The sequence below is a fragment of the Embleya sp. NPDC005575 genome (assembly GCF_040605455.1).
GTDB lineage: Bacteria > Actinomycetota > Actinomycetes > Streptomycetales > Streptomycetaceae > Embleya.
The window spans coordinates 23,887-36,360 of record NZ_JBEXCV010000093.1 but is presented as its reverse complement, the minus strand read 5'-3'; the positions used below and the strand labels follow the sequence as shown (position 1 = coordinate 36,360).

Sequence of the window (12,474 nt, the reverse complement as noted above, 5' to 3'; positions counted from 1 at the left end):
CTCGACCGAGCCCGTCCGGCGCCGACGCGCGTACGACACCATCCGTGCCTCAGTGGCCCGCGCCGCCCTCCGCGCCCGGCGGACGCTCCCAGCGCGGCATCAGGAACGCGAGCCCCCACGCCGCGGCCAGCGCCAGCGCACTGGCCGTCAGACCGATCGTGAACGCGTCGTCGAACACCGCGCGCACCGCGTCCGCACCGTGCGCCGCGCCCACGTTGTCCTCCACGTGGCCGAAGAACAGCGTGCCGAACAGCGCCACCCCCAGCGCGCCCGCGAGCTGCTGGACCGCGTTGAGCACACCCGAGGCCGAGCCGACCTCGTGGTCGTCGACCCCGGCCAGCGCGATCCCGAAGAACGGCGCCATCAGCAGGCCGAAGCCGAAGCCGGTGAGGGCCGTGGCCGGCAGCAGGATCCAGGCGTTCACCGGGCCGTCGTGCATCGCGATGGTGCCGCCGATGCCCACCACCCCGAGCAGACCGACCAGCAGACCCGCGTGCAGTACCCGGCGGCCGTACTTGGGGGCGAGCACCGCGCCGCCCAGCCCGGCGCCGACGGTCGAGCCGAGCGACCACGGGATCAGCGCCAGCGCCGCGTGCGTCGCGGTCCAGCCCAGGCCGACCTGGAGGTAGATGCCGAGCACGAGCATCAGACCGATCATCGAACCGAACATCATCAGGCCGACCGCGAGGGCGCCGGTGAAGGCGCGGTTGCGGAACAGGCTGATCTCCACGAGTGCGTCGCGCCCCGCGCGGCTGCTGCGCACCTCGTACCAGGCGAACAGCGCGAGCACCGGCAGCGAACCTGCCATGCACGCGAACGTCCAGCCGGGCCAGCCCTGTTCGCGCCCCTGGACCAACGGATACACGAGCAGCACCATCGCGGCGGTGACCAGGATCATGCCGACGACGTCCAGGCCAGGCCGGCGCGCACCGGCCGTTGCCGCGGTGGGTCGCGGCACCACGGCGGCGCCGGCGAAGAAGGCGAACAGTCCCAACGGCACGTTCACCAGGAACACCGCGCGCCAGCCCATGCCGAACACGTCGGCGTCCATCACCACCCCGCCCAGGATCGGACCGAGCACCGCGGCCAGGCCCATCGCCGGACCGAACACCGCGAACGCCGCGCCGACCTCGCGCTCGTCGAACATCTCCCGGATCAGCCCGAACGCCTGCGGAACCATCATCGCGGCGGTCAGGCCCTGCAGGCCGCGGGCGCCGATCAGCATCTCCGGCGATTGCGCGAGGCCGCACAGCGCCGAGGTGAGGGTGAAGGCGAGCACCCCGCCGAGGAACATCCGACGCCGACCGAGGATGTCACCCAGCCGGGCGCCGGTGATCAGGAACATCGCGAACGCCAGCGTGTACGCGGCCGAGAACCACTGAAGGTTGGTCGAGGTGCCGTCGAGGGCGTCCCGAATGCCGGGGCCTGCAACGTTGACGATGGTCGCGTCGAGCAGGTCCATGATGTCGGCGCCCATGACCACCGCGAGGCCGATCCACCGGAGTGGATAGGACGGACTGCGCTCCCCCGGCTCCGCCCCGGTCGATACCGCCTTGGTGATGTCGGTTTCCATCGTCTCCCCCTGTTGCTCGAACACTGCCTGTCGCTGTCGTCGAACCCTGCCGCCAGCGTCCGCGAACACTGTTCGCTCTTCGAACGATGTTAACTCAACGAACACCGTTTTAGCTACGAACAGCGTTCGCGTCAAGTACAGTGTTCGTGGCCGGGTGATCGGCGAGGGGTTGGTCGAGGAGGTGGCGCCATGTCCGAGGTTCCCGAAGTACCCGTGCCGCCGTGGCGCACGTCGCCCAGGAGTCGGTCGCCGCGCAAGCCGGCGCTGAGCCAGGAGGCGATCGTCACCGCCGCGCTGGAGATCATCGACGCGGAGGGTCTGGACGCGCTGAGCATGCGCCGGGTCGCCCAGCGCTTCGACACCGGAGCGGCCTCGTTGTACGCGTACGTCGCGAGCAAGGAAGAGCTCGTGGAACTGGTGGTGGACCGGGTCAACGGGGAAGTGCTGATCCCGACCGCGGATCCGGATCGCTGGCGCGAACAACTGCGCGAGGCGATGTTCGCGATCCGCGACGTCTACGCCTCACACCGCGATCTCGGCCGGGCGCTGATCGGTGCGGTGCCGATCGGGCCGAACTCGCTGGACTCCACGGAACGGCTGCTGTCGATCCTGCGCGCGGGCGGACTGTCCGCGAAGGTCAGCGCGTTCGCGGCCGATCTGCTGTCCATGTACACGGTGACGTCCGGCCTGGAAATGGGCGACCAGAACACCATGCACGGGGCGACCGACGAAGAGCGGGGGGCGTACTACACCCGCGTGCACGACTACTTCGCTTCCCTGCCCGCCGCCCGCTTCCCGACCTTGACCTCGCTCGGCGACGCGCTCACCTCCGGCGACGGCGACGAACGCTTCGCGTTCGGCATCGACGTGTTGATGCTCGGCATGATCGCGTACACCGACCGGGAGTCCTGACCCGGCGTCAGGAACCCGGCCAGGACCGGGATCACCGCGCAGATCGTGTACGCGGTGACGTAGCCGCCCGAGCCGCCGATGATCACTCCGAACAGCGGTGGCCCGGCGGCGGCGGTCAGGTTCTGGCCGGTGTTCTGGATGCCCATCACCCGTCCCGCCCACGCACTGCCCGCGAGTTCGGCCACCGCGGTGAACGCCAGTGCGTTCCAGCTCACCGTGGCCACCGAGGCGAGCAGCAGAAAGGCGATCGCCACCGGGCCGCCGATCGCCGAGCTCAGCGCGAGCGCGCCGACCACCACGGCGTTGACCACGCACAGGGTGCGCATCGGCCGCAGCCGGGAGCCGACCAGATCCGACCAGCGGCCGACCGCGATCCGGGTTCCCGCCGCGAGCAGCCGGCCGGCCGCGGTCGCGGTCCACCCGTGTTCGGACACCAGATGGTCCGCGGCGAAGGACACCACGACGAACTGGGACACCACCAGCAGCGCGCCGGCCGTGTGTATCCGGTACAGGACGGGCGAGTCGTACGGAGAGGCGGGTCGGGCCGCGCCGGCCGCCGCCGCGGGGCGGGCCGGATCGCGGACGAGCACCGCGCCCACCACACACAGCACGGCCGGGAAGACCAGCGCGGCCCGGAAGCCTACGTGGGTGCCGATCGGCGGCAACACCAGGGCGCCGGCCACCATGCCCAGCGGCTGCGCCATCTGCCGCATGCCCATCGCCAAGCCGCGCTGCTCGGGCGCGAACCAGCCCAGCACGACCCGCCCGCCGGCCGCGAGCCAACCACCCAGCCACACCGCGCCGTTGCCGGCCAGGGCCATCGCGATCGCGCCGCCGGCCAGCGCCAGACCCACCGCCATCACCCGGCGCTCGCCCCAGCGATCCGCCGCCGCGCCCCACAACGAGAATCTCAAATCATGAGACATGTCTCATGGAGCAGCATGGGAACAGGACCACCGCAACACGTTCCACCACTCTCGGGAGGGCACATGTTCGATGTCGAGGAGTACAAGGTCGGGCCGCGCAACGCGATCACCGACGTGGCCGGCCTGCGAGTCGGGCACGCCGCCTACACCGACGCCGGCGCGATGACCGGAACCACGGTGCTACTCGGCCCGGTCGGCGGCTTCGTGGCCGGCGTGGACGTGCGCGGCGGCGCGCCGGGCACCCGCGAGTTGGACGCGCTCGACCCGCGCAACCTGGTGCCCCGGATCGAGGCGATCGTGCTCAGCGGGGGCAGCGCGTTCGGCCTGGACGCCGCGAGCGGCGTGGTGGCGTGGCTGGCCGAACGGGGTCGGGGGTTCCCGGTGGGCACGGAGCCGCATCAGGTGGTGCCGGTGGTGCCGGCCGCGTCGTTGTTCGACCTCGGACGCGGCGGCGACTGGGCGCGTCGACCCGACGCGGCGCTGGGCCGGGCGGCGATCGCGGCGGCCGACGCCGAGCCGGAGCACGCGGCGGTGCCGTTGGGCAGCGTGGGCGCGGGCACCGGTGCGATGGTCGGCGGGCTGCGCGGCGGGGTGGGTACGGCGAGCGTGGTGCTGCCCGGCGGGGTCACCGTCGCGGCGCTCGCGGTGGTCAACGCGGCCGGGTCGGCGGTGGACCCGATCGGCGGATTGCCGTACGCCGCCGGCCTCGGGCTGCCCGCCGAGTTCCCGCTGACCGCGCCCGAACACGCCGAGCACGCCGCCGCATTGACCCGTGCCGCGGCCGCGGCCCAAATGCCACCCACGCTCAACACCACGATCGGGATCGTGGCCACCGACGCGGTGCTGACCAGGTCACAGGCGCAAAAGGTCGCCGGCGTCGCGCACGACGGGCTGGCCCGGGCGATCCGGCCGGTGCACACGCTCTACGACGGCGACACCATCTTCGCCGTGTCCACGGCCCGGGTACCGCTGCCCACACCCGATCCCGCCACGCCCTACGGGGTGAACGCGGAGGCCGCCGCGCTGACTCTGATCCACGCGGCGGCGGCGGACGTATTCGCCCGGGCGGTACTGCATGGCGTACTGGCCGCGAAGGCCGGCGGTGAAGTCCCGGCCTATCGGGATCTTTATCCGAATTCCAGCTCCGCATACGGGCGCTGATGATCTTGATCGACTTTCCGAATTCGGAAACCCGCCGGAGAGGTACCGGCGGGGCTGCCCTATCATCGGCGATTCGACGATAAGGTTTCCCCGCTTCCCAAGGGGCCCGAGCTAACGGGGCGGTTTGCCGGCATGGGACACGTAGATCATTTCGCGTATGGAGCCGTCACGCCGGGCATCGCCTACCTCATGTCGTGCGTCGGATCGGCTCTCGGGCTGCTCTGTACGACACGGGCGCGCGCGGTACGCGGTTGGGTGCGAGCACGCTGGTTGGTTTTAGGGGCGGCCTCGATCGGTGGTACCGGAATCTGGGTCATGCATTTCATCGGCATGCTCGGATTCTCGGTGCGCGAGTCCCCGATTCGATACGACGTGGCCAAGACGATGACCTCGCTGGTGCTCGCGGTGGTGGTGGTCGGCATCGGCATGGCAGTCGCCGGTCGACACAACGCGGGCACGGTGGGGCTGGTACTCGGCGGAGTCATCACCGGCAGCGGCGTGGCGATCATGCACTACATGGGCATGGCCGCGATGAGCCTGGACGGCTCGGTCGAATACGACTCGTTCCGAGTCGGCCTGTCGATCCTGATCGCGGTGGTCGCGGCCACCGCGGCACTGTGGGCCGCACTCAACGTGAGCGGATTCGCGGCGACCGCGGGTGCCGCGTTGATCATGGGCCTGGCGGTCAGCGGAATGCACTACACAGGAATGTCCGCAATGAGTGTGCGCACCGAGGGCCGACACGGGATGGTGCACGGCGTGGAGGCATCCCAATTCCTCGCGCCGTTGATCACCGGTATCAGCCTTTTCACGGTGATCACGCTGTTCATCGTCGCACTGTCGCCGTCCGCCGACGAGATCAAGGAAGAGGACGAACTCACCGCCCGGTTGGCCCGCCTGGAGGACAACCGGCTCGGCTCGACCCCGACCGGCAACCTGATCGCCACGCGCACGTCCCACCGCCGCAAAACGGAAAACGGCCCCCGCGATTACTTCCACTCGGACCGCTGATCCGGAATCAACAATTCCGAAATCCCGCCCCGGGCCTGCGGAGCGCGTGGCGCGGTCGGCACGTCGCCGCGTTGCGCGAGCAATCCGGCACGGGGGCAGCCGGTTGCACGTCCGACCATGCGCTCCGCGACGGGATGCCCGTCCGCTGCGCGGCCCCATCAACCAGGTCGACCCACACCCCGGTGCGGGGAGCGCGCCCAGGGAGACCCGCACCAACCGAGTGGGCCCGCGCCCCGCGCCCGGGGCGGCCCGCACCGGCGGATCGGGACCACACCGCTCCCGACCCGCGCCGGCCACACCCCGGCGCAGGCAAAGGCGGGCGCATGGCGCACGAGCACCCCGGCGCGCAGCAACCGGCCCGCTGTGGCCGCGGGCCGGTCAGGCAACACGCCTCGGAAGCACACAGGCAACCCGCCACGAGGCAGACCAACCCGACCCGGCCGCGGAGCGGACGGGCACCCTCACACCCGGAACGCCGCCGGGGCAGCCCGGTGAAGGCGGCCCCGGCGAACCAGGCGGGCCCAAAACGGGCGCGGAGCGGACGGGCAACCGGCTACGCGCCTGCCGGGTTGTGCGCGCAACGCGGTGACGTGCCGCCCGCGTCGCGCCCTCCGCTCCGCTACTGCGTTGGTTCCAGTACCGGGCCCAGGGCGGTGATTGCATCGAACGGGCGCTCGCGGCGCTCGCGGCGTCTGGCTGCGAGCCTCTTACGCAGGCCCGGGCGGCGTTCCTCGTCTCCGCGTGCCCGCTTTCGGGCGGCACCCAGGTTGACGCGGGCCTGGTCTTCGCGGTCGTGGTCGCCGAGTTCGGCGAACAGGGTCGCGGCGTGTTCGTGCGCGTTGGCGGCCTCCTCGAACCTGCGCAACTGCTGGAGTGCGGCTCCGAGGCTGTTGAGGGCCTGGCCCTCGCGGTGCTGGTCACCGAACTTGGCGAACAGGGCCGCGGCCTGCTCGTGCGCGGCGGCGGCTTCCTCGAACTTGCGCACCTGGTGGAGTGCGGACCCGAGGTAGTCCAGGGCCTGGCCCTGACGGTGGTGGTCGTCGAGTTCGGTGAACAGCGCGGCGGCCTGCCGGTGGACCTCGATCGCCTCGACGAACCGGCGCATCTCCCGAAGGGCGATGCCGAAGTTGTTCAGAGCCTGCCCCTCGCGGTGGTGGTCGTCGAGATCCGCGAACAGGGCGGCGGCCTGCCGGTGGACCTCGATCGCCTCGATGAATCGGCGCATCTCCTGGAGGGCGATGCCGAAGTTGTTCAGAGCCTGCGCCTCGCGGTGGTGGTCGTCGAGATCCGCGAACAGGACGGCGGCCTGGCGATGGGCATCGATCGCCTCCTCGTACCGGCGCACCTCCTGGAGCGCGGTACCGAGGTTGTTGAGGACCTGACCCTCACGGTGGCGATCGTCGAGTTCCGCGAACAGGACGGAGGCCTGGCGGTGGGCGTCGATCGCCTCGTCGAAGCGCCGCACCTGCTGAAGCGCTGTGCCGACATTGCCCAACGCCTGACCCTCGCCGTGCTGGTCGCCCTGCTCGCGGCACAGGGCGAGGTCCTGTTGGTGGGCATCGATCGCCTCGTCGAAGCGCCGCACCTGCTGAAGCGCGGTACCGAGGTTGTTCAACGCCCGACCCTCGCCGTTGCGGTCGCCGAGTTCGCGGCAGATGACGAGGTCTTGCTGGTGGCTCATGATCTCTCCCGACGCGTCGCGGACTCCCGTCACGACCCCCGCTCCCCCCGTTGATGGGAAACGGCGCGGCCTGGCGGTACATCCCTTCACATGGACACTTTCAGTAACACGCCTCTCACGGAGTGCGGCAACCGCACGGATGTCGGGACGTCCAACCGGGTGGCGCATTGGGCCGCATGGACGGCGCGGCGAACCGATCGGCTCGTAGCGACGGACTCCGCCACCCCGCCCGGAGACGCTTGATTGCGTCAATGATTTGACGCAGACTCCGCACGACGTCTCAACCAGCGCCAACGCGTCGGCGCACCGTCGGCGCGTGGTCAGGAGGAACCCGATGCCGATCCCCGTGCCCCTGGACGAATACCCGGTCCACCAGGTCCCGCTGTTCCACAGCGAAGTCGGCTCGACCGACCGGAACTTCTACGACCGCTGCATCATGCACGCCTACGACCGCTCGGGTGGCATCCAGATCGCGACCGGCCTCGGCGTCTACCCGAACCTGGGTGTGATCGACGCGTACGTGGTGATCCGCAAGGACGGCCGCCAGCACGCGGTGCGGATGTCGGGCGCGCTCGGCCCGGATCGGCTCAAGCAGGAGGTCGGGCCGTACCGAATCGAGGTGTTGGAGCCGCTGGCCAGTGTGCGCGTGGTGTGCGACGCGCCGGATCAGGGCATCTCGATCGACCTCACCTTCACATCGCCGTTCGCGCCGTTGCCGGAACCTCGACACGTGCAGCGCAGCGATTTCAAGCCGCTCCTGGACGCGTCGCGCTTCGTGCAGATCGGCGACTGGACCGGCACGGTGACGCTGGACGGCGAGGAAATCACGGTCACGCCGCAGACCTGGTCCGGCTCGCGCGACCGCTCGTGGGGCATCCGCCCGTCGGGCGAGGCGCCGCCGGCCGGGCGTCCCGCGCAGACCGCCGGGTTCTGGTGGAACTGGATCCCCATCCACCTCGGCGACCAGGCGCTGATGATCATCGCCCAGGAGTCGGCCGAGGGGCACCGCTTCCTGACCGAGGCGATCCGGATCTTCCCGATCGACACCGGAAAGGCGCCCGAGCAACTCGGCTGGCCCGAGTTCGACGTGCGCTACACGTCCGGCACCCGGCTGCCCGAGGGCGCCGCGATCCACCTGACCGACCGCAAACGCAACGCGCTCACGCTGCACCTGGACAACCACGGGTACATCGCGCTCAACGTGGGCGCGGGCTACGGCGGCGACCCGGACTGGGGCCACGGCCAGTGGAAGGGCGAGGACTACCTCGACGGCGCGGTGTACGAGCAGAAGGACCCCGAGGTGGCCAAGCGCATCCCGTTCAGCGTGATCGACCACGTCGCGACCGCCCGCCTCACCGGACCCGACGGCGCGGTGCTCGCCGAAGGCGTGGGCATCTTCGAACACGGCACGTTCGGCCGACACGACCCGTCGGGCTTCACGGGGTGGGATTCGGTCGCCCCGTAGGGCCGCCCGCGGGCAGCGCCGCCCGCCGGCAAAGGCCGTCGAATATTACCGGGCATTCGTCGCCTACATACCGAATACGCACAAGTTGCGGAAATACCGAGACAGTTCGCGATATTCATAGGCGTGGGCCGGTGTCACTCCTCCCGTGACCCGCCGATCGCCGGGCCGGGCGCGCGAGTCCTCCCGCGTGCCCGGCCCGGCGGGTCTCGGCCGGATGCGGGCCGGTGGGCTCAGTCCTCAGCCAGGAACGCGCTCAGCCGCTCCGTGGTCTCGATCCACTCCTCGACCAGAGAAAGGACGACCTCCTGGGTCGGCCGGACCTTGTCGAGCATGCCCACGACCTGGCCCACCGGCCAGCCGTTGAGCTCCTTGTTCTTGGTCCGGGTGAAGCGCCGGGACGCCGCGTTGAAGATGATGCCCTGGAGCGGCATCGGCAGCGGATCGGGGTTGGCCGGGTCCTCCCACGCGTCGGTCCACGCGCTCTTGAGCTGGCGAGCCGGCTTGCCGGTCATCGCCCGCGAGCGCACGGTGTCGGTGGACTTGGCCTCCAGCAGGTTCTGCACCGCCACCTCGTGGGTGTCCCCCTCGGCCACGGTCAGCCACAGACTGCCCGTCCACACGCCCTGCGCGCCGAGCGCCAGCGCGGCGGCCATCTGCCGACCGCTGCCGATGCCGCCGGCCGCGAGTACCGGGACGTCCGGCCCCACCGTGTCCACGACCTGCGGAATGAGCACCATCGTGGAGATCTCGCCGCAGTGCCCACCGGCCTCGGTGCCCTGCGCGACCACCACGTCCACGCCCGCCTCGACCTGCTTCTGCGCATGCCGCGGGCTGCCGCACAGCGCACCCACCAGGACGCCCGCCGCGTGGCACGCGTCGATGATGTCGGCCGGCGGCGGGCCGAGCGCGTTGACGAACATCTTGACCAGCGGGTGCTTGAGCGAGACCTGGATCTGCGCGCGCGACTCCAGGTCCACATTCAGCCCGGCTGCCTTGACCGGCTTGTCCGCCAGCTCGGCGGGCAGCGGCGGAATCCCGTGGCTGTCCAAGAGGTCGTCGACGAACTTCCAGTGCTGCTCCGGGATCAGCTTCTCCAGGTTGCTCGGCAGCGCGGCCTCGCCACCGCCCTTGCCGATGTACGCCATCGGGATCGCCAGGTCGACGCCGTACGGCTTGCCGTCGGTGTGCTCGTCGAGCCAGGCCAGCTCGACCTCCAGCTGCTCGGGATCGAACGCGAGCGCACCGAGCACGCCGAAGCCGCCGGCTCGGCTGACCGCCGCGACCACGTCGCGGCAGTGGGAGAACGCGAAGATCGGGAAGTCGATCCCGAGCTTCACGCAGATGGGGGGCTTCATCGCCAGAACCTCCGGTCACCGGGTGAAGGCCCCAGAATAGGAAGGCTCCTTGACCAAATCAAGGTCAAGGAGCCTTACCATTTTGTCGAGCGCGGAACCGAGCGACTACGAGCGGCTACGGTCAGCCATCGGCGGCTACGGCTTGTCCGCGCCCACGGCCCACATCGCGAAGTACTGCGCCGCAGCACCGTACGCCTGCGCCAGCGCGACCTTCGCACCGTCCACCTGGTGCTCCCCGGCCGCGCCCCGGACCTGGAGCGCCGCCTCCAGGAAGCGCAGCATGCCGGAGGCGCCGATCGGGTTGGAGGACAACACGCCGCCCGATGGGTTCACCGGGAAGTCGCCGTCGAACGCGGTCTCGCCGCGGTCGACCATCTTCCAGCCCTCGTTCACGGGCGCGATGTCGTGGCCCTCCAGCCACATCGGCTCGTACCAGGAGAACGGCACGTACAACTCGGCCACGTCGATCTGCCGCCGCGGATCGGTAATCCCGGCCTGCTTGTACACGTCCCACGCGCAGTCGATGCCGGCCTGCGGGCGGATCGGGTCGCGGCCGTTGAAGGACGAGGGCTCGGAGCGCATCGACGTGCCCAGGATCCAGGCCGGGGCCCGGCCGTCGGCCGCCGCCGCGTCGCCGCCGGCCTCGTCGGTCAGCACGATCGCGCCGGCACCGTCCGAGGACGGGCACGACTCCAGGAAGTGCAGCGGGTCCCACATCATCGGCGACTCGCGGACCTTGTCGATCGAGATGTCCTTGAGCTGGAGGTGCGCGTACTGGTTGCGCAGCGCGTTCTGCCGGTCCTTGACCGCCACCTGCCAGCCGATGTGCTCGGGCGCGCCGGACTTTTGGATGTACGCCCGAATCCACGGCGCGAACGCGCCACCCGCGCCGATCGACCCGGACTTGCCGCCGCCGAGCCCGAACTGCGCGTTGCCCTCGGACTGCTTCTCCCACGCGACGGCCAACACCCGCTTGTGCACCCGGCTGCTGATCAGGTGTGAGGCGACGATCGCCGTGGACCCCCCGACGCTGCCCGCGGTGTGCACCCGGAACACCGGCTTGCCGGCTCCGCCGAGTGCGTCCGAGAGGTAGAGCTCGGGCTTCATCACGCCCTCGAAGATGTCGGGCGCCTTCCCGATCACCACCGCGTCGATGTCGCTCCAGGTCATCCGCGCGTCGTCCAACGCGCGTTGGGCGGCCTCGCGGACCAGGCCCGCGATCGACAGGTCGTCGCGCCGCTTCTTGTGCTTGGTCTGGCCGATGCCGACGACGGCAACGCGCTCATGGGTCATCGGTTGTCACCTTCCAGGACACAGACGAGGTTCTGCTGGAGTGCCGGGCCCGACGTGGCGTGCCCGAGCGTGCGCGAGCGCCCGTCGATCAGGATCCGATCGGCCGCGGCGGCGATCCGCACCAGACCGGTGGCCATCAGCGGGTTGCCGGTGAGCGCGCCGCCGGACGGGTTGATCACCACGTCCTCGGCCAGGCCCAGCGACTGCCGCAGGATCACCTCCTGCGCGGTGAACGGCGCCATCAGCTCGGCCACCTCGACCCCCGCCACACCGCCCGCCCGCTGCCCGGCGATCCGGGTCGAGGCGGAGTCGGTCAGGTCGCGCAGGGCCGGGTTGTGCACCTCGCTGCGGTGGTCGAGGCCGGTGATCCAGGCCGGGCGCTCGGTCAGTTCGGCGGCACGCGGGCCGCGTACGAGCACGACCGCGCACGCACCGTCCGAGATCGGCGGCACGTCGCTCTTGCGCAGCGGATTGCGCAGGTAGCCCTCGGCGAGCAGCTTGTCCACGTCCTGCTCGGCGCCCCGCAGCTGCTGGTTGGGGTTGCCGACCGCGTCGCGGCGCGAGCGCGCGGCGATCTCGGCGAGTTCGCGTTCGGTGGTCTTGCCGGACTCGATCAACTGCCGGGCCTGGAGCGCGGCGAGCGAGACCGGATCCAGACCGAGCGGCGCGAGGTAGTACGGGTCGAGTTCGAGCGGGTACATCGCGGCCGGGTCTCCGGTGGAGGACTTGCCCGAGCCCATCGCGACCGCGATGTCGATGTCGCCGTGCTTGAGGCGCACCCACGCCTCGTACATCGCCCACGCGCCGTCCATCTCGACGTGCGACTCGTGGATCGGCGGCCACGCGCCCATCGCGTCCAGGTTGGGCACGAACGAGAATGTGCCGCCGGAGATGTAGTCGCACGACCCCTGGCAACTGAACCCGATGTCGGAGCGCTTCAGCCCGACCTTGTCCAGGGCCTCGTCGACGACCATCAGCAACATCTCGGTCTCGGTGAGCTCCTGCCGGCGCACCGCCGGGAGCTGCGCGGTCGCGACGATCGCGATGTCGCTGTCCTGCCGCACTGCCGTCTCCCTTGTCTCGCCCGCGTTTTGACG

9 protein-coding genes and 1 pseudogene are annotated in these 12,474 nt (G+C 70.6%); 4 read left to right on the top strand and 6 right to left on the bottom strand.

Annotated elements, in window-relative coordinates; all coding sequences use genetic code 11:
- Positions 1-49: 49 nt before the first annotated feature.
- Positions 50-1,573: an MFS transporter gene (locus ABZS54_RS27195; protein ID WP_355541383.1), complete on the bottom strand. Its 1,524-nt coding sequence runs from the start codon at positions 1,571-1,573 to the stop codon at positions 50-52.
- Between the two features lie 189 nt (positions 1,574-1,762).
- Between ABZS54_RS27195 and ABZS54_RS27190 the strand changes: the two are divergent.
- Positions 1,763-2,398: pseudogene (locus tag ABZS54_RS27190) on the top strand (TetR/AcrR family transcriptional regulator); the annotation flags it as partial.
- Here the strand turns inward: ABZS54_RS27190 and ABZS54_RS27185 are convergent.
- Complete coding sequence (locus ABZS54_RS27185; protein WP_355541380.1) at positions 2,338-3,411, bottom strand: MFS transporter; 1,074 nt, start codon at positions 3,409-3,411, stop codon at positions 2,338-2,340. The pseudogene ABZS54_RS27190 and the gene ABZS54_RS27185 overlap by 61 nt on opposite strands.
- Before the next feature lie 63 nt (positions 3,412-3,474).
- Between ABZS54_RS27185 and ABZS54_RS27180 the strand changes: the two genes are divergently transcribed.
- Together ABZS54_RS27180 and ABZS54_RS27175 are read left to right on the top strand one after the other, a co-directional pair.
- Positions 3,475-4,572 carry a P1 family peptidase gene (locus ABZS54_RS27180; RefSeq protein ID WP_355541377.1) on the top strand — a complete coding sequence of 366 codons (1,098 nt, stop codon included), beginning with the start codon at positions 3,475-3,477 and terminating at the stop codon, positions 4,570-4,572.
- 132 nt (positions 4,573-4,704) lie between these two features.
- Positions 4,705-5,583, top strand: coding sequence for an MHYT domain-containing protein (locus ABZS54_RS27175; protein ID WP_355541374.1), 879 nt, complete (start codon positions 4,705-4,707; stop codon positions 5,581-5,583).
- Positions 5,584-6,202: 619 nt separating this feature from the next.
- Here ABZS54_RS27175 and ABZS54_RS27170 read toward each other — a convergent pair.
- Positions 6,203-7,264 (bottom strand): tetratricopeptide repeat protein, encoded by a 1,062-nt coding sequence (locus ABZS54_RS27170; RefSeq protein ID WP_355541371.1) that lies wholly within the window; start codon positions 7,262-7,264, stop codon positions 6,203-6,205.
- Positions 7,265-7,598: 334 nt separating this feature from the next.
- Between ABZS54_RS27170 and ABZS54_RS27165 the strand changes: the two genes are divergently transcribed.
- A complete protein-coding gene (locus tag ABZS54_RS27165) occupies positions 7,599-8,729 on the top strand; it encodes a hypothetical protein (RefSeq protein ID WP_355541368.1) in 1,131 nt (376 codons plus the stop codon).
- Positions 8,730-8,959: 230 nt separating this feature from the next.
- Here the strand turns inward: ABZS54_RS27165 and ABZS54_RS27160 are convergent, their stop codons facing one another.
- From ABZS54_RS27160 to ABZS54_RS27150, 3 genes are all read right to left on the bottom strand, one after another.
- Positions 8,960-10,084 (bottom strand): nitronate monooxygenase family protein, encoded by a 1,125-nt coding sequence (locus ABZS54_RS27160; RefSeq protein ID WP_355541365.1) that lies wholly within the window; start codon positions 10,082-10,084, stop codon positions 8,960-8,962.
- 135 nt (positions 10,085-10,219) lie between these two features.
- Positions 10,220-11,377, bottom strand: coding sequence for a thiolase domain-containing protein (locus ABZS54_RS27155; protein WP_355541362.1), 1,158 nt, complete (start codon positions 11,375-11,377; stop codon positions 10,220-10,222).
- Positions 11,374-12,441: a lipid-transfer protein gene (locus ABZS54_RS27150; protein WP_355541359.1), complete on the bottom strand. Its 1,068-nt coding sequence runs from the start codon at positions 12,439-12,441 to the stop codon at positions 11,374-11,376. Before ABZS54_RS27150 ends, ABZS54_RS27155 begins: the two co-directional genes overlap by 4 nt.
- Positions 12,442-12,474: the final 33 nt, after the last annotated feature.